This window comes from Corynebacterium antarcticum (assembly GCF_016595285.2).
Classification (GTDB): Bacteria; Actinomycetota; Actinomycetes; order Mycobacteriales; family Mycobacteriaceae; genus Corynebacterium; species Corynebacterium antarcticum.
The window spans coordinates 1-17,749 of record NZ_JAENIP020000004.1; the positions used below are offsets into that span (position 1 = coordinate 1).

General features: G+C 66.9%; 16 protein-coding genes. 6 read left to right on the forward strand and 10 right to left on the reverse strand.

Going from position 1 to position 17,749, the window contains the following annotated elements:
* Positions 1 to 684: hypothetical protein (locus tag JIM95_RS09655; protein WP_248702961.1), on the reverse strand; the 684-nt coding region annotated here is incomplete at its 3' end.
* A 763-nt stretch (positions 685 to 1,447) separates the two neighbouring features.
* On the reverse strand, positions 1,448 to 2,974 hold the full coding sequence (locus JIM95_RS09660) for an acetyl-CoA hydrolase/transferase family protein (protein WP_198739413.1): 1,527 nt from the start codon (positions 2,972 to 2,974) through the stop codon (positions 1,448 to 1,450).
* Between the two features lie 330 nt (positions 2,975 to 3,304).
* Between JIM95_RS09660 and dusB the strand changes: the two genes are divergently transcribed.
* On the forward strand, positions 3,305 to 4,468 hold the full coding sequence (dusB, locus tag JIM95_RS09665; RefSeq protein ID WP_267164898.1) for a tRNA dihydrouridine synthase DusB: 1,164 nt from the start codon (positions 3,305 to 3,307) through the stop codon (positions 4,466 to 4,468).
* 85 nt (positions 4,469 to 4,553) lie between these two features.
* Complete coding sequence (phoU, locus tag JIM95_RS09670) at positions 4,554 to 5,291, forward strand: phosphate signaling complex protein PhoU (RefSeq protein ID WP_200256718.1); 738 nt, start codon at positions 4,554 to 4,556, stop codon at positions 5,289 to 5,291.
* A gap of 88 nt (positions 5,292 to 5,379) precedes the next feature.
* Here phoU and pstB read toward each other — a convergent pair whose 3' ends face one another.
* From pstB to mshD, 5 genes are all read right to left on the reverse strand, one after another.
* The gene (pstB, locus tag JIM95_RS09675) at positions 5,380 to 6,156 is read right to left on the reverse strand and encodes a phosphate ABC transporter ATP-binding protein PstB (RefSeq protein WP_198739411.1); all 777 of its coding nucleotides are present in this window, start codon (positions 6,154 to 6,156) and stop codon (positions 5,380 to 5,382) included.
* Between the two features lie 60 nt (positions 6,157 to 6,216).
* Positions 6,217 to 7,152 carry a phosphate ABC transporter permease PstA gene (pstA, locus tag JIM95_RS09680; RefSeq protein ID WP_200256717.1) on the reverse strand — a complete coding sequence of 312 codons (936 nt, stop codon included), beginning with the start codon at positions 7,150 to 7,152 and terminating at the stop codon, positions 6,217 to 6,219.
* Positions 7,152 to 8,219: a phosphate ABC transporter permease subunit PstC gene (gene pstC, locus JIM95_RS09685; RefSeq protein ID WP_200256716.1), complete on the reverse strand. Its 1,068-nt coding sequence runs from the start codon at positions 8,217 to 8,219 to the stop codon at positions 7,152 to 7,154. Before pstC ends, pstA begins: the two co-directional genes overlap by 1 nt.
* Positions 8,220 to 8,294: 75 nt before the next feature.
* Positions 8,295 to 9,407 (reverse strand): phosphate ABC transporter substrate-binding protein PstS, encoded by a 1,113-nt coding sequence (pstS, locus tag JIM95_RS09690; protein ID WP_200256764.1) that lies wholly within the window; start codon positions 9,405 to 9,407, stop codon positions 8,295 to 8,297.
* A 278-nt stretch (positions 9,408 to 9,685) separates the two neighbouring features.
* Positions 9,686 to 10,633: a mycothiol synthase gene (gene mshD / locus JIM95_RS09695; protein WP_200256715.1), complete on the reverse strand. Its 948-nt coding sequence runs from the start codon at positions 10,631 to 10,633 to the stop codon at positions 9,686 to 9,688.
* Between the two features lie 55 nt (positions 10,634 to 10,688).
* Here mshD and JIM95_RS09700 point away from each other — a divergent pair, with 55 nt between their 5' ends.
* Both JIM95_RS09700 and JIM95_RS09705 read left to right on the forward strand, forming a co-directional pair.
* The gene (locus JIM95_RS09700; RefSeq protein WP_200256714.1) at positions 10,689 to 11,468 is read left to right on the forward strand and encodes an LmeA family phospholipid-binding protein; all 780 of its coding nucleotides are present in this window, start codon (positions 10,689 to 10,691) and stop codon (positions 11,466 to 11,468) included.
* Between the two features lie 52 nt (positions 11,469 to 11,520).
* Entirely contained in the window at positions 11,521 to 12,222 is a 702-nt protein-coding gene (locus JIM95_RS09705; protein WP_200256713.1) for a heme-binding beta-barrel domain-containing protein, read from the forward strand.
* Positions 12,223 to 12,229: 7 nt separating this feature from the next.
* On the opposite strand, the gene JIM95_RS09710 is transcribed toward JIM95_RS09705, so the two are convergent.
* Positions 12,230 to 13,132: an aminodeoxychorismate lyase gene (locus JIM95_RS09710; protein ID WP_200256711.1), complete on the reverse strand. Its 903-nt coding sequence runs from the start codon at positions 13,130 to 13,132 to the stop codon at positions 12,230 to 12,232.
* A gap of 66 nt (positions 13,133 to 13,198) precedes the next feature.
* Between JIM95_RS09710 and ygfZ the strand changes: the two genes are divergently transcribed.
* Positions 13,199 to 14,308, forward strand: coding sequence for a CAF17-like 4Fe-4S cluster assembly/insertion protein YgfZ (ygfZ, locus tag JIM95_RS09715; protein ID WP_200256709.1), 1,110 nt, complete (start codon positions 13,199 to 13,201; stop codon positions 14,306 to 14,308).
* Between the two features lie 228 nt (positions 14,309 to 14,536).
* Positions 14,537 to 14,758: a DUF3073 domain-containing protein gene (locus JIM95_RS09720; RefSeq protein ID WP_200256707.1), complete on the forward strand. Its 222-nt coding sequence runs from the start codon at positions 14,537 to 14,539 to the stop codon at positions 14,756 to 14,758.
* 250 nt (positions 14,759 to 15,008) lie between these two features.
* On the opposite strand, the gene purM is transcribed toward JIM95_RS09720, so the two are convergent.
* Both purM and purF read right to left on the reverse strand, forming a co-directional pair.
* Entirely contained in the window at positions 15,009 to 16,073 is a 1,065-nt protein-coding gene (gene purM / locus JIM95_RS09725) for a phosphoribosylformylglycinamidine cyclo-ligase (RefSeq protein WP_200256705.1), read from the reverse strand.
* A 144-nt stretch (positions 16,074 to 16,217) separates the two neighbouring features.
* Positions 16,218 to 17,735, reverse strand: coding sequence for an amidophosphoribosyltransferase (purF, locus tag JIM95_RS09730; RefSeq protein WP_200256762.1), 1,518 nt, complete (start codon positions 17,733 to 17,735; stop codon positions 16,218 to 16,220).
* Positions 17,736 to 17,749 lie beyond the last annotated feature (14 nt).

Genomic DNA, 17,749 nt, shown 5'->3' on the forward strand with positions numbered 1-17,749 from the left:
CATAAAATTCTGGTACAAGGAATTATTCCCCTGATAAAAAACAATAACCACATTCGATGGGGCAGATGGCGGATTCTTTTTAAACGCCTGATTAACTGCGCTAACGATCCGATCTCCAGTAGCTTTGTCATTTTCCTTTAGGAAAGAAAGGTTCTTCTCGATAACTGTATCGACGGTTTTTCCGCCAGGCGAATCACTGCCAAGCTTCCAGCTCACGTACTGCGTGATACCGTAGACATAATCCGAGTGGTAGTCCAATGTCGACCAGTCCAGCAGGCCATCAAGTTGAACCCGGTCATTTACCGGCTTACTCAGCTCTCGAGTAATCGCGATAGCTAGACCAACCTTCCGTGCCTGCTCCACCCCCAGAAGGCCCAAGGGGTGATTGACGTCGTCGATGCCGTACTGGGTCTTAACGTAAGACACCCTCGGAGTTTCGTTTACTTTGAACTTTCCAGGCGCCGCCGGCTCCAAGTCAACACAGTACACATGCTGGTCACTGTCAGAGACGCTTCTCCGTTCAAACGGTTTGCTAGACCAACCGACACCGCGCGATTGTTCCCTTAGGTAGACCTCCCACTTATTTTCATCCGCTCCAGCGGTTGCCGGTGCGACGACAAGTGCCGTCGCGATAAGGAATATCGCGAACAGCACCGCCCCCGCACGGCTCAGTTGTCTTGTCATTGATTCCTCTCGATTCATGAACGGTTGAGCCCAAGGCTCCTACCAACGTCAACCCGCCAAGAGCAGACCCAGCAGGCCAGCCACACGGCAGATCTATGTGACGATCGTAACCACCCCGGTACCAGATTGAAACCGACCACCCCCCAATTCCTTAAGGTTCCTCACATCTTTCAGCCTCTCATCAGATTCACCCTCCGCGACCAGCGAATTCAAGGAGGCGCACCGGAGGGGCTGCACATCACGACACCCGCAGCCACCCCCGCACACCCTCTACCCGCCCCGCCGCACCACCACCGCAACCCCATCACCGGAAGCGGGTAACAGCCCCCCACCTGCACCCATGCCCGGCCCCTCCTAGACAGAGATGACCCACACAACGCGGTCCCCCGTGGAGAACCCAGGCTTTCCGACCGCCATGGTTATCAGCGATCAAAATCGGTGTCGCCGAATTATTTTTGTTTCTGTCTAAATATTTCAGTTAGTTTCGGGATAGAGATAATCTCTTATGAAGGCTGCGATTCGATCTCATTTTTATTACTCCCTCAGGCTCGGGCGCGGACGATCGACGCCGCCTCCGTCAATCAGATTCCGTGGTAGTGCCCCGGAGAATCGACGGGCATTCAGTGGGATACATCACCGACACGACGGACGCCCCCGGGCCCCCATCCGATGGTTCGGTGGGCCCGGGGGCGTGCGTCCGGTCCCCGCGGTCACCGCGATCCCGACTGGCTCAGGCTCGCGGCGCACGGTTGTGTGCCGGTGGCTACTTCTTGGAGGTCTTCTTCATGGAGCCGGTCTCCAGGAAACGCTGGTGGAAGCTCAGGGCCTCGGAGAGGACGTGCGGGGTGTGCATCATCTTCTTCTCCTTGGCCAGGTGCAGCGCCTTGTCGTAGTACTCCTGGAGGAGCGGACGGTAGTCCGGGTGCGCCAGGGCGATCATCTTGTCCACACGCTGACGCGGTGCGAGGCCGCGGAGATCGGCGTAGCCGTACTCGGTGATGATGACCTTGACATCCTGCTCGGTGTGGTCGATGTGGGAGGCGAACGGCACGATGGCGGAGATGTCTCCACCCTTGGCCTCGGACGGGGTGATGAAGGAGGAGATGTAGCCGTTACGCGTGAAGTCCGCGGAACCGCCGACACCGTTCATCATCCGGGAGCCGGTGACATTGGTGGAGTTGACGTTGCCGTAGATGTCGGCCTCGACCAGTCCGTTGGTGCAGATGAGGCCGAGTCGACGGACGACCTCGGGGTGGTTGGAGACCGACTGCGGACGCAGGATGATGGTGTTGCGGTAGCGCTTGGCGTCCTCGTTCATCTTCTCGGCGTACTCGGGGGAGAGCGAGAACGACGTCGCGGAGGCGACGGTCATCTTGCCTGCGTCGATCAGGTCGACCATGCCGTCCTGGATGACCTCGGTGTAGGCCTTGATGTTCTCGAACTTGGAGTCGAGCAGACCCGCCATGACAGCGTTCGGGACGTTGCCGACACCGGACTGCATGACGTAGCCGTCGTAGGTCAGACGGCCGGCACGGACCTCGCCCTCGAGGAAGTCGAGGAAGTTGCCGGCGATCTTCTGCGAGATCTCGTCGGCGGGCTTGAAGGGGGCGTTGCGGTCGGGGGCGTCGGTCTCGACGACCGCGACAACCTTGTTCGGGTCGATGTCGATGTAGGTCTTGCCGATGCGCTGGCCGGCCTCGGTCAGCGGGATCGGGACGCGGTTCGGCAGGGACGGCATCCGCCAGATGTCGGCCATGCCCTCGAGCTCCACGGACTGCCAGGAGTTGACCTCGATGATGATCTTCTCGGCGGCGTCCAGGTACTCGACGTTGTTGCCGACGGAGGAGGACGGCACGATGTGGCCCTCATCGGTGATGCGGGTGGCCTCGACGATGGCCACGTTCATCTGACCGAAGAACCCCTGCTCGACGTACATGCCCGACTCGGACAGGTGGTAGTCGGCGTAGAAGGTGGTGCCGTCGTTGATCTTGTTCCGCAGGGTCGGGTCGGACTGGTAGGGGGTGCGGAACCGGATTGCGTCGGCCTCAGCCAGGATCCCGTCGCAGTCATCGGCGGTGGAGGCGCCGGTGAACAGATCGATCATGTAGCTGTTCCCCTTGGCGTGCTCCTCCTTGGCACGCTCGGCGATGGCCTTGGGGAGGGCCTTCGGGTAGCCGGCGCCGGTGAAGCCGGAGATACCGACCTTGTCTCCGTCGTTGACGAACTGGGCGGCCTCTTCGGCCGACATGATCTTGCCCTTGAGCTGAGCGTTTGCGATCCGGTCAGACATTAATTTCCTCCTGGGTGTCTGGCAGCCGACGAGCGGCATCCAGAGATGCGGTCTGCCGTGCGAACAGGGTGAAAGCTTGTGATCTCCCCGCTCCGCCGGCGTTTTAGTTACGTGGCCCACGATACATCGCCGCCCCCCACGTCGCCCCCATACTCCACTATTTTCCTGCTACAACCTGGATGATTGCACCCCCAAACCCCCCTCTGATGGCGTCGGATGGTGGCTCAGATCACTCCCGGCTGCCGCTCCCGGACACTCCCGTCCCGCTGTCCCGAGGTTCGGGGTGATTCCGGTTTGTCCCCAGGGGGTTCGACCGTCGACAATGGGCGCGTGACTGACGCTTCCGCCCCCGCCCTGACCATCGGCCCCCTGTCCCTCGGTTCCCCGGTGGTGCTCGCCCCGATGGCCGGGGTCACCAACGTCGCCTTCCGGACGCTGTGCCGGGAGCAGGAACGGTCGAAGATGGGCAGCGTCGCAGGTCTCTACGTGTGTGAGATGGTCACCGCCAGGGCGCTCGTGGAGGGTAACGAGAAGACCCTCCACATGACGACGTTCGCCCCGGACGAGAACCCGCGGTCCCTGCAGCTGTTCACCACGGACCCCGAATACACCTACCGGGCGGCCCGGATGATCGTGGACCGTGACATGGCGGACCACATCGACCTCAACTTCGGGTGCCCGGTACCGAAGGTCACCCGGCGGGGCGGAGGTGCCGCGCTCCCCTACAAACGACGGCTCTTCGGCAACATCGTCTCCGCGGCAGTCCGTGCGACCGAGGGCACGGACATACCCGTGACCGTCAAGTTCCGGGTCGGCATCGACGCCGAGCACCTCACGCACCTCGACGCCGGCCGGATCGCCGTGGATTCCGGTGCCCGGGCCGTCGCGCTCCACGGCAGGACAGCGGCCGAACGCTATTCCGGGCACGCGGACTGGTCGCGTATCGCCGAGCTCAAGGAGCACCTCTCCGACACGGACGTACCCGTGCTGGGCAACGGTGACATCTTCGCGGCGTCCGATGCGCGGAGGATGATGGACGAGACCGGCTGTAACGGCGTCGTCATCGGCCGGGGTTGTCTCGGCCGGCCCTGGTTGTTCGCGGAGTTGTCCGCCGAGTTGACCGGGCGTCCGCTCCCCCCGCAACCGACGCTCGGCGAGGTCGCGACGATCATCCGCAGGCACGCGGAGCTCCTCGTGGAGCACGACGGGGAGACCAAGGGATGCCGCGACCTGCGCAAGCACGTCGGCTGGTACTTCCGCGGCTACCCCGTCGGCGGTGACGTCCGACGGGCACTGGCCGGGGTGGCGTCCCTTGCGGAGCTGGACTCCCATCTCGAACCACTCTTCGGCTCGGACGCGCTGCCGGATGACGCGGACGGGCCCCGCGGCCGCCAGGGTTCACCCGGCAAGGTGGTTCTTCCCGAGGGCTGGCTCGATGATCCCGAGGATGAGACCGTTCCGGTCGGTGCCGACATCGACAACTCCGGCGGATAGCTTCTCCGCAGCGCACGGTTGACCGCGTTGGATCGGCCCACCGGTCGGCGGGCGGACCGGTGTCGATACCTCTATAGTGGCAGTTATGCGCACCTCATACCGGGAACACCTCGACGCCTTCGCCCATGACCTCATCATCATGTGTGACCAGGTCCATTCTGTCATGAGCAATGCGTCCGACGCCCTGCTCAAACAGGATCTGCAGTCCGCTGAGAAGGCCCTGTCCCTCATCGACGATCTCGAGGTGGTCCGACTCCGCTGCGAGGAACGCGCGGTGCAGCTGCTCGCCCTCGAGGGCCCGCTGGCGCGGGATCTCCGCCAGGTGGTCTCCTCCATCTACATCGTCGAGGACATGTACCGGATGGGTGTCCTGGCGAAGCACGTCGCCCGGACAGCCCGCCGTCGGCACCCGGAACCTGCGGTACCCGGGCCCCTGACCGGCTACTTCGAGGAGATGTCCCGCGTCACGCTGGAGATGAGCGCCAAGGTACGTGAGATCCTGATCGACCCGGACGTCGATGTCGCCCTCGTCTTCGGCGCCGATGACGACGCCGTCGACGACCTCCACGAGCACCTGTTCACTGTTCTGACGAAGCGGGACTGGCCGTACTCCACCACGGCGGCGGTGGACGTCACCCTGTTGAGCCGCTACTACGAGCGGTACGCGGACCACGCGGTGAATGTCGCCAGCCGTATCGTCTACCTGTCCACCGGTCTGATGCCGCGGGACTACATGGCGAAGCGCCGCGAGGATGAGGCGGAGGCCGACATCGAGCGCCGCTTCGAGGAACTGGAGCGGCGTTTCTCCCGGGGCGGTCACTGACGGTCCACGCTCACGGTCGACGTTGCACGACGAGAGACCCGGGCCACCCACATGACGGTGGGTGGCCCGGGTCTCTCGTCGGTCGGGGCTATCCGAAGCGACCGGAGATGTAGTCCTCGGTCTCCTTCTCCTGCGGATTCTCGAAGATCCGGTTGGTCGGGCCGACCTCGACGAGGCGACCCGGCTTGCCGGTGGCCTCGAGGGAGAAGAACGCCGTCTGGTCGGACACACGCGCGGCCTGCTGCATGTTGTGGGTCACGATGACGATGGTGTAGTCCTGCTTCAGCTCGTCGATGAGCTCCTCCACCGCGAGGGTGGAGATGGGGTCGAGGGCGGAGCAGGGCTCGTCCATCAGGAGGACGGCGGGTTCGACGGCGATGGCACGGGCGATGCACAGGCGCTGCTGCTGTCCACCGGAGAGGCCGGAACCGGGCTTGTCCAGGCGGTCCTTGACCTCCTCCCAGAGGTTCGCGCCGCGCAGGGAGCGCTCGGCGACCTCCTTGAGCTTGGTCTTGTTGCGCTCACCGGCGAGCTTGAGGCCGGCGACGACGTTCTCCTCGATGCTCATCGTCGGGAACGGGTTCGGCTTCTGGAAGACCATGCCGATGGTGCTGCGGACGGCGACCGGGTCGACGTTCGGTGCGTAGATGTCCTCACCGTCGAGGAGGATCTCACCCTTGACCGTCGCGCCCGGGGTGACTTCGTGCATCCGGTTGAGTGTGCGCAGCACCGTGGACTTGCCGCAGCCGGAGGGGCCGATGAACGCGGTGACCGCGTTCGGCGGCACTTTGAGGGAGACATTCTGCACGGCGTGGAAATCGCCGTAGTAGATGTTGACGTCCTTGAGATCGAGGCGCTTGGCCATTTTGTAGTGTGTCCTTCTGTTCCAGGATGTGCGGAGCTGGGTGCGGGGCCGGAGGCCGGGTTACTTCTTCTTTCCGGTGACCCGGATGGAGAGGATGCGGGCGGTGATGGTGAGTACCGCGATGAGGACGACGAGGGTGAGCGCCGCTCCCCACATCTTGTCGACGACGGCCGGCGAGGTACCGGCGCGGTACATGTCGAGCATCATCAGCGGGAGGGAGGACTGCGAGTTCCCGGTCGGGTCCCAGTTGATGCCCTGCGTCGATCCGACGAGGATCAGGACGGGGGCGGACTCACCCATGATCCGGGCGATGGCGAGCATGATGCCGGTGACGATGCCGGACCACGCGGTCGGCAGCACGATCTTGACGATGGTCTTCCACCGCGGCACACCCAGTGCGTAGGACGCCTCGCGGAGATCCTGGGGGACGATGCGGAGCATTTCCTCGGTCGTCCTCACGACGACGGGCACCATGAGGAGCACGAGGGCGAGGGACACGGCGAAACCGGACCGGTTGAACCCGAACAGGGCGATCCACACCGAGTAGATGAACAGCGCGGCGACGATCGAGGGGACACCGGTGAGGATGTCGACCATGAACGTGGTGATCCTCGAGAGCCTGTTGTTCGCGCCGTACTCGACGAGGTACACGGCGGTGAACACGCCGATCGGGATGGAGAACACGGAGGCGACGCCACACTGCACCAGGGTGCCGATGATGGCGTGGACCATGCCGCCGCCCGGCTCGGTGTAGAGCACACCGAGCTGCGACTTCGTCCACCAGTCGAGGGTGAGTGTGACCTTCAGGCCCTTGATGAGGACATCGGCGAGGATCCAGACGAGGGGGATCAGGGCGGTGACCATGCAGACCCGGATGATCCACTTGGAGACCGCGTTGGCGTTGCGCCGCGACGAGGAGAGCCTGGGGAAGGTGGGCGTTGTGCCGATGACGTCGTGCCCGGCTGCGTTGTCCTGGGAGAGGGAGGTTGCATTCATCAGGACATGCTCCTGTTCTTGATCACGGCGCGCGCACCTGCGTTGACCACGAAGGTCAGGAGGAACAGCACCAGGCCGGCCGCGATGTAGGCGCCCGCCTTGAGGTTGTCGTTGAATTCCGGGGCGGCGTTCGCGATGGCGGTGGCGAAGGTCGTACCGCCGTCGAACAGGGAGGCACGGAAGGCGGAGGACGGGGAGACCACGAGATAGAGGGCCATGGTCTCACCGAGGGCTCGGCCGAGGCCCAGCATGGATCCCGAGATGTAGCCGGAGAAACCGAAGGGGAGGACGGTCATCTTCACGACCTCCCAGCGGGTGGCGCCGAGGGCGAGGGCGGATTCCTTGTGCCCGGCCGGCGTCTGGACGAACACCTCGCGGGCGGTGGCTGCGATGACCGGCAGGATCATGATGGCGAGCACGACACCACCGGTGAGCACGTTGCGGGAGGTGGAGAATGCCGGGGAGTTGGCGTAGTGCCGGAAGAGGAAGAAGCTGTCCGCGTGGGCGTTGATCCACTCGAACACCCCACCGAGTGCCGGGCCGAGGACCGCGGCACCCCAGAGGCCGTAGACGATGGACGGGACCGCGGCGAGGAGATCGACGAGGAATCCGAGGGGCTTCCGCAGGCGTTCGGGCGCGTAGGCGGAGAGGTAGAGGGCGACGCCGAGGGCGACCGGCATCGCGAGGGCCAGGGCGACGAGCGAGACGGTCACCGTGACGGCGAGGAGGTTCGGGATACCGAACAGCATCGCGCTGGTGTCGCTGGTGTTCCAGTCACCGCCGTAGGTGAAGAATCCGGTGAGGCCCTCGGCGTTGTTCATCAGTGCGGGGACCGCACGCCAGAGCAGGAAGAAGCCGATGGCCGCGATCAGGACCGTGATGGTGGCCGCCGAGGTGGTGGCGATCCCCTTGAAGATCCGGTCGTTGCGCCGGTGTGCCGTGCCTGCTGCGTGGATTTTGTCGCTACCGGATCCGACCGGGGTGTCGGCGATGGTCGGTTCCACCGTGTCCGCGTCCCCTCGGGTACCCGGTCGGCTACGCCCCGAAGTGGAGAGTGGCTTCGTCATGTCTGATGTGTGTCCTCGTGAGATGTGAAGAAAGGGGCTCGTGCCCCGGGGTGACCGGGGCACGAGGTGGGGGTCTTACTGGATCGCGTCGACCGCGTCCTTGAGCTTCTTGGCGTAGTCACCGGAGACCGGGATGTAGCCCTGCTTCTCGAGGCGCTCGTTCTGCGTGTTCAGGGCGACGTTGAGGAAGTCCTTGACCATCTTGGAGGTCTCCTCGTCGTAGCCGGCGGAGCAGACGATCTCGTAGGTGGTCAGGACGAGCGGGTAGGCGCCCTCCTGCTTCATCTCGAACAGCTTCGTGGAGTCGACGACCATGTTGTGGCCCTCGGTCTTGTAGGTGAGGTTGTCCAGTGCCTTGCCGACGCTCTTCTCGTTGAGCTCGACGGCGCCCTCACCGAAGTCGATCTGGGCGATGTTCAGGCCCTGCTCGGTGGCGAAGCCGGCCTCGACGTAGGTGATGCCGCCGTCGGTCCTGGAGACCTCGGTCACGACACCGTTGGAGCCGTTGGCGCCGGCGCCGGTGGCGGAGGGGAAGGACTTGCCGGTGGTGTCCCACTCGCCCGGGGCGGAGGCCTTCAGGAACTTCTGGAAATTGTCGGAGGTACCGGACTCCTCGGAGCGGTAGACAACATTGATGGCGGTGTCGGGAAGATCGACGCCGTCATTCAGCTTGGCGATGGCCGGATCGTTCCAGGAGCTGATCCTGCCGCTGAAGATCTTGGCGATGACCTCGGGGGAGAGGACGATGTCGTCGCTGACGCCCTCCAGGTGGTAGGCGACGGCCACGGGGCCGATGACCAGGGGAAGGTGCCACGCCTCGTTGCCGCCACAGCGCTTCGCGGCGTCCGGGACCTGCTCATCGGAGAGCGGGGAGTCGGATCCACCGAAGGCGACCTGGCCGGCGATGAACTGCTTCTGGCCCGAACCGGAGCCGGAGGCGGTGTAGTTGAACTGGGCGCCGGGGACCTGCTGCTGGTACACGGTGCCGAAGAGGTCCATGGCCTTCTGCTGCGACGAGGCGCCCTCTGCCGACAGCGTTCCGGTGGTACCGGACAGGCCCTCGACTGCTGCGGAGCCTTCTCCGCCGCCGGTGACGGTGGTGTCAGCGGACTCGGAGCAGGCGGTCGCTGCGAGCGAGACGACGGCGATGCCACCGAGAAGGGCGGCGCGACGGGAACGGTTGCGGATCACTGTGGAATTCCTCCATGGGTGTGGTTGGGCTGTTCGCGGCAGCTTTCCCTGGTGATGCCGCGAAAAGAAACTTCACGGCGGAAAAAATGAACCACACCGTCCGGCCGGGGCAGGGGTGTGGTCCGCTTGCCTCATCCATGAAGCTAGAGGGTGCAGGTGTCCCGGCCGGGCCTTGTCGGTGAACAGGAGGTTAATTCGGACGGAAAGCTGCGGGAACTACCCCGGGGCTCCCCCATTGTTCCCAGGTCACCACTAATGTTGTCACCCCGTGTGCGCTACTCCGGCGAGCCGTAGGCGACATGACGTTCGCGCACGCCGAAACCGAGGCGTTCGTACGCGGCCACGGCGGCGGTGTTGTCCGCCTCCACGTAGAGGATCACCTCGTCGGCCCCCCTGTCCGCCAGGTGGTGGAGACCGGATGAGATCAGCGGCCCACCGAGGCCCCGCCCGCGGAACCCGTCGGCGAGGCCGACGACGTAGACCTCGCCGACCGATGTCCCCGTACCGTCCCCACCGTGCCATTTGGTCCAGTGGAACCCCGCCAGCTCAGGTGCCGGACCTCCGTCGCCGGAACCGTCCGCGCCACTCCAGAACAGCAGCACGCCCTCCGGGTCGAACCAGTCGGTGTCCTGGCCGCGGGCGAGCCGGTCGGCATCCCATCCGCCCTGCTCCGGGTGCCAGCTGAACGCCTCGTTGTTCACGCGCAGCCATTCACCGTCGACGTGGTCCGCACCGTAGACCCGGCGGGAGCGGTCCAGATCCATGACGTGGAAGCCCTCCCGCTCCACGGCCCCGGCGGCCGCGGCCAGATCCCGGCCCCCGACCCCCATCACCAGCAGCTCCCGGACCGGTTCGAGCCCCCGACTCCGGCACCATCCGACGGCCGGGGGGAGATTTCCGTGGGCCCAGACGGTGTCCACCCCCGCCCCGTTGACGAGGACCCGGTACAGGGCGGTGCCCACACCACGACGACGGTGTCCCGGTTCCACCATCAGCTCGGCCGTGGAACCGTCGGAGGCCGCCGCCCCGACGAGGTCCCCGTTACCGGTGCGGGCGATCACGTGCCGGTGACCCCGCTCGCCGCCGTCGTCGAGCCCGAGGAGGAACTGTTCCGAGAACGGTTCGATCCCGTCGTGAGCGGCGGCGGCGGAGTTGAGCCGCCGGATCTCCGCGGCGGGTGTGGGGGCGGCTGAATCGGTGGGTGTCGTCGTACTGATCTCCATGGGTTCCCAGGCTAGTGAAAACCCCGCGGGACCACGTGCGGTAAACCTTGGAGGTGTGAAACCATCCCTGCTTCGCCGACTTCTGCTGTCCGCGGTGGTACTCCTCGCCGTGCCCTGGGCCGTCGACACCGGCGCGGCGGTGCACGCCGAGCGACGGATCTCCGGGGAGATCCGCACGGATGAGGACCTCGACCAGAGCCCACGGGTGACGGTCGGCGGTCTCCCCTATCTCGGGGCGCTGGTGACGCACGTGGTGCCGATGGTCGTCGTCGAGGCGGGCGACGTACAGGTCGAGGGGATCGGTACGGCCAACCTGCGCACCGAGATCCGTGATCTCGAGCTCCCCCGCGACCGGGTGCTCAGCGGCGGGATCACCGGCGCCCCCGCATCGGTCATCGCCCGGACGGTGCGCCTCGACGGCGTCGCCCTCGGGACACGGATCGGGGTCACGGACCTCGACATCGCGCATCCGACCGACATCTCGCCCGCGGCGCAGCCTGCCACAGAGGCGCGCCTGACCGGTACACCACCCGGTTTCGACCGGCCGGTGACGGTCTACGTGCGGCTGCGGATCAAGGGTCCGGATCTGACGATGACCCCGTACCGGCTCGTGGGCGTCCCCGAGGACCGCGCGGACGAGATCCGCTCGATCTTCACCTGGCGGCTCCGGACGGAGGATCTCCCGCTGCCCACCCGGGTGGACAAGGTCTTCTGCTCCGGTGGCTCCATCTACCTGGAGTCCCGGCAACGGAACGTCGTGGTCGGAGAGACGCCGATCCTGCCGGTCGGCCCGGAACGGGAGGCGCTCCCGGGGACCGGGGCGCCGCTCACCTGACCGGGGACACCGGCGGGACACGGCGGTGGCCGGGCCGCTAGGCTTGGTGCCCATGGATGACTCGACGAAACCCACCCCGGACAGCCCCCGACCCGACACCCCCGCCGACGCAGCCGCCGCGGGACAGTCCGGCCCCGGCGCGCCACTGAACGGGAACGACGCCGTGTATCTGGCCGCGGAGCAGGCGCAACAGACCGCGGGCCGGAACATACCGGGTCTCGGTGATCTCCCGGTACCCGACGACACGGCCAACCTGCGCCAGGGCCCGAGCCTGCACGACGGACTCCTCGCGCTGCTGCCGTTGATCGGGGTGTGGCGTGGTGAGGGCCAGGCGGACACCGCCACCGATGGTCAGTACAACTTCGGCCAGCAGCTCACCTTCGCGCACGACGGCGAGAACTACATCTCCTACGAGTCGAGGATCTGGAAACTCGATGATGAGGGGAATCCCGCCGGTGCCGATCAGCGGGAGACCGGTTTCCTCCGGATCAGCGAGAAGGACGAGATCGAGCTGATCTGCTGCCACTCCACCGGCGTCGTGGAGATCCTGTACGGCGAGCCGATCACCGAGCGTGCCTGGCAGCTGGAGAGCGCCTCGACCATGGTGACGGCGACGGGTCCGACGACCCTCGGGCCGGGCAAGCGCCTCTACGGTCTGCTGCCCAACAACGATCTGGGATGGGTCGACGAGCGCCTCGTCGACGGCGCCCTGCATCCCCGGATGTCCGCCCAGCTCAAGCGCTTCATGGGCTGACTCCCGCTCAGCTGAGCGCAGCCGTCAACAGCTCCCGGACCCCGGCCACCGCGGCCGTCTCCGGGAGCTGTCTGTCGTTGATGCGGACCACCCTCACCGCGAGGCGCACGGAACTGCACAGCCACACGCTGTCGGCGGACAGCAGATCGGTGACGTCCACGGGTTCCTCGAGGCAGGTCCATCCGTGGGCCCCGGCGTAGCTGAAGAGCGCAGCCTGCGTGGTGCCGGGCAGCAGGTCCCGCCCCGGGGGCGGGGTTCGCAGCGTCTTCCCGGTCACCGTGACCACCGTCGACGTCGCCCCCTCCAGGACCCGCCCGTCGTCGGTGAAGATGACGTCGTCGAAGCCCTTGGCCGCCGCGTACCGGAGGGCCGCCATGTTCGCCGCGTAGTTCAGTGTCTTGGCGCCGGCGACCAGCCAGGGTGGCGTCTCGCCGTCACCGGCGCCCCGCTCCGGGAGCGTCGGGGTGACCGAGTATCCGCGCGGCGTCGTCAGCACGGACACCCCCTCGTCCCGCTGCCGGAGAACCTTCTCGGAGACGGGTTTGACGGTGATCCAGCCGGTCGGACGCCCCGTCGACTCGCGGCCCCGCGTGTACGTCCAGACGCACGCCGCCTCGCCGCCGCCGGCCTCCTCCCAGTCGGCGACGGCCTCCGCCGTCGCCCTCGCCCACTGCGCGGCGTTCGGCTCGGGGAGGCTCAGCATCCGCGCGGAGGCGACGAACCTGTCGAGGTGACGCTCCAGGTTCCGTGCCGAGCCGTCCCGGACCAGGAGGGTCTCGAAGATGCCGTCTCCTCTGGTCACACCCAGATCGTCGGCGTAGATCATCGCGAGTTCCGGGTTGTGGCGCCTGCTCGACCCCCCGGAGGGTTCCACGATGAGGATGACGGGACCGGGGCGAGTGCTGCTCATGCACACAGCCTATCGCTGAAGCGGCGACCTCCGGCGGAGGGCACCCGACCGGGTGCAGGTACTAGCATGCGTGGTGTGGACTCCGACAACAGCAGCTACCGCTCCATCCTCCTCGACCGCCCGGGGGCACAACCTGCACTCGGTCCCGATACCGCGGCCGACACCGCCGGCGTCGCCTGGCACTACGGCGGTCCGCTGGTGGAGCAACGCGCGGTGGAGGGCCCCGGCGCCCTGGTGGACCGGTCCCACCGCACCGTGATCGCGGTCAGTGGCCCCGATGCCGCCGACTACCTGAATAAACTGCTGTCACAGAAGCTCGACGACGTCGCCGACGGTTACAGCGCCGCGGCGCTCGACCTCGACGCGCAGGGCCGGATCCTCCACCACGCGGATCTGACGGTGTCCGACGGCGTGTTCCACCTGGATCTCCCCGCCGCCTCCGCGACGACCCTCGTGGAGTACCTGGAACGGATGAAGTTCTGGTCCGAGGTCGAGATCGAGGTGACCGATCTCGCGATCCTCACGGTCCTCGGCGCGACTCCCCCTCCGCCCCCGGAGGCCGCTTTCGTCCGGGACGTCGACTGGCGCGGCCCCGCCCGGAGGGACATCGCCGTCCCCCGCCCCCTGATCGGCACCGTCGTCGACTCTCTCTGCACCCCCGGGGACGGGGAGGACGGGCTGCGGCTCGCGGGACTGATGGCGTGGACCGCGGAACGGGTCAGGGCCCTCGAACCTGAGGTGGCCGCGGATCTCGACCCGCGGTCCATCCCCCACGAGATCCCCCACTGGATCGGTGGGGAGGGGCACCCGGGGGCCGTCCATCTGGTCAAGGGCTGCTACCGGGGGCAGGAGACCGTCTCCCGGGTCCACAACCTCGGACGCTCCCCGCGCTCCCTGGTGCTGCTCCACCTCGACGGCTCGGCACCTGAGCTCCCGGTCACCGGGGACCCGGTGGTCGATCGTGGTCGTACCGTCGGCAGGGTCGGCACCGTCGTCCACGACCGCGACTACGGCCCCATCGCGCTCGCGCTGGTCAAGCGGAGCGCGCAGAAGTCGGCGGGCCTCACCGTGGGTGACGGGGTCGCCGTGTCCGTGGATCCCGACTCCATCGAGCGGGAGCGGGGCGTGCAGCCCGGGCGGGCGGCGATCAACCGGCTCAAGGGGATCAGCGACTGAGGCCCTCCACCCGGGGTGGCGCCGCGGAAAGTCCCCTCGGCCGGCACCCGCGCGGACGTCGTGCTGACGCCACGGTGGGCGGGGTTGAACGGAAACCGAGGTCACGGGCCAAAAGCGGAAAAATCCCCCGGTTCCGGCTATCCTGTCTAACAGGAATACACTGAACTAGAAACACGCCCCGGGGCGGCGCATACGTGTGCGCCCCGATCACTCCAAGGGGGTCAGACCATGGGTCGCGGCCGTGCCAAGGCAAAACAAGCCAAGGTTGCTCGTCAACTGAAGTACAACATCCCGGACATGGACCTGGACTCGCTCCAGCGCGAACTGTCCGGACGGGATGAGGGGAGCCACCACTCCGAGGAGGACCACGGCGAAGACCCGTACGACCAGTGGGCCGACTGGTCCGAGGACGACGGCGCTGACGACGACAGCGCCTCCAGATGGCGCTGACCGGATGATGCGGGACCACCCCGGTGGTCCCCCTCTTTTTCTCTCCCGCACCCGGGCGCGTCGCATCTGAACCCGCCCTCCCCGCACCGGCAGGTGACGTGGAGGGCGGTTTTCGGCGATTCATGCACCAATCCACCACGGCACCGCCGGTCACGGGACTCCCCGGCCCGCACCCGAATGAGACGCCCCCGGGTCTCCCTCCGCGACGGAGGGACACCCCGGGGGCGCCGGGTTCACCGTTGGCGTGAAACTACTGGTAGCTGCCCTTCAGGAGCACCGGATCGGTGTCCGCCCCGGTGCGGGAGCGGACTGTGCCGAGCTCCCAGCAGTCGATGTGGCGGGCGGTGAGCATGGCCAGCGCCCGGTCCCTGTCCTGCGGGGCGACGACGGCGACCATGCCGACTCCCATGTTGAAGGTCTTCTCCATCTCGTCCTGCGGCACCTTGCCGAGGTCCGCGATGGTGCGGAAGATCTGCGGCGGGGCCCACGTTCCGCGGAACAGCTCGGCGGTGAGGCCCTCCGGGATGACGCGGGCCAGGTTGCCCGCCAGTCCGCCACCGGTGACGTGGCAGAAGGTGTGCACGTCGCATTCCGCGGCGAGGGCCAGGCAGTCCCGCGCGTAGATGCGGGTGGGCTCCAGCAGCTCCTCCCCCAGGGTCCGGCCGAGCTCCTCGATGTGCCCGTCGAGCGGCAGCGCGGCCTTCTCCAGCAGGACGTGGCGCGCCAGCGAGTAGCCGTTGGAGTGCAGCCCGGACGATGCCATGGCGATGACGACGTCGCCGGTCCGGACCCGTTCGGGACCGAGCACCCGGTCGGCCTCGACGACGCCGACGGCGGTGGCGGAGACGTCGTAGTGTCCGGGCTCCATGACACCGGGATGCTCCGCGGTCTCGCCGCCGAGCAGGGCACATCCGGCCTGGACGCATCCCTCGGCGATGCCCGACACGATCTGTGCCACGTGCTCGGGGACGACCTTGCCGATCGCGATGTAGTCCTGGAGGAACAGCGGCTCGGCACCGCAGACGACGAGATCGTCGACGCACATGGCGACGAGATCGATGCCGATGGTGTCGTGGACGTCCATCGCCTGGGCCACCGCGAGCTTGGTGCCCACGCCGTCGGACCCGGCTGCGAGGAGGGGGTTCTCGTACTTGCCGAGGGCGAACAGCCCGGCGAAACCGCCGATTCCCCCGCGCACCTCGGGCCGGGTGGCCCGACGGGCCAGCGGGGCGATGAGCTCCACCGCCCGGTCGCCGGCGGCTATGTCGACTCCGGCTGCGGCATAGGAGGCGCCTTGCTCGTCGTGTGGGCTCATGGTGTTTCGTCTCTCCTGGACTAGGTACGTACTCGGTGAAGGTGTGTGTATGCGGGTGGTGCACGGGGCCGGTCGCCGGCCGGTGGCGCATCACCTTTCCGGAGCCGATCGTAGAGGAAGCGGACCCGGGCGGGGGTGCACGGATCAGTTCAGCGCCGGTTCCCCCGCGGGGTTCTGCAGTCGCCGGACCAGATCCGCGTTGGGGTTCCCCTCGGGCAGGCCGAGCGGATAGTGCCCGTCGAAACAGGCGCAGCAGAGCTGGGTGTAGTCCTGCCTGGAGGCTTCGACCATGCGCTCGACGGAGACGTAGCCGAGAGAGTCCGCGCCGATCGCGGTGCGCACGGCGTCGATCATCTGCTCCTCGTTGTCTCCCTCGACGCAGTTCGCGAGGAGCTCACCCGGGCTGGCGAAGTCGATGCCGTAGAAACAGGGCCACTTGACGGGCGGGGACGCGATCCGGACGTGGACCTCACGGGCCCCGGCCTCCCGCAGCATGCGGATCAGCGCGCGCTGGGTGTTGCCACGGACGATGGAGTCGTCGACGACGACGAGCGAACGCCCGGCGATGACCTCGCGCAGGGGGTTGAGCTTCAACCGGATACCGAGCTGCCGGATCGTCTGGGAGGGCTGGATGAAGGTCCGGCCGACGTAGGCGTTCTTCATCAGACCCTGGGCGAACGGGATACCGGACGCCTCCGCGTAGCCGACAGCCGCCGGCGTGCCGGATTCGGGCACGGGCATGACGATGTCCGCGCCGTCAGCCGGGTGGTCCGCGGCCAGCAGTCGGCCGATCTCGACCCGGGTGGCGTTGACGTTGCGGCCCCTGATCGTGGAGTCGGGTCGGGCCAGGTAGACGTACTCGAAGACACAGCCCTTGTGGTTCACCGGGGCGAAGTGCTCGCTGCGGACCCCGGAGGCATCGATGGTGACCATCTCGCCCGGCTCGATGTCACGGACGAAGGACGCGCCGACGATGTCGAGGGCCGCGGTCTCGCTCGCGACGACCCAGCCGTTGTCCAGCCGGCCGAGCGACAACGGCCGGACGCCGTTGCGGTCGCGGGCCGCGTAGAGGGTGTTTCCGTCGGTGAACACGAGGCAGAAGGCACCCTCGATGCGCGGCAGCAGTTCCCGGGCGGAGTCCAGCATGGTGCGCCCCGACCCGATCCGGTGCGCGAGCAGTGCCGTCATCACATCGGAGTCACTCGGCGCGGTCTCCGGGTTGACGAGTTTCTTCGCCGCCGCCTCGTCGAGCAGCTGGAGGTAGTTGACGATGTTGCCGTTGTGCCCGAGGGCCACGTCCGTGTCGTCCTGGGCCATGCGGAACATGGGTTGGGCGTTCTCCCAGCAGGCGCCGCCCGCCGTGGAGTAGCGCGTGTGCCCGATCGCCAGGTCACCCTTGAGCGCCTCGAGGGACTGTTCGTCGAACACCTGCGACACGAGCCCGAGGTCCTTGAACACCACGATCTGGTCGCCGTCGCCGACGGCGATGCCCGCGGCCTCCTGGCCGCGGTGCTGCAACGCGTAGAGACCGTAGTAGGTGAGTTTCGCGACGTCCTCGCCGGGCGCCCACACCCCGAATACCCCGCATTCCTCGCGGGGTGGATTCTCCCCGTGGTCATCGAGATCGACCCTGCGGTTTCCGCTGGGCCTGTCGTCCGTCATCTCCGGCTTTTCAC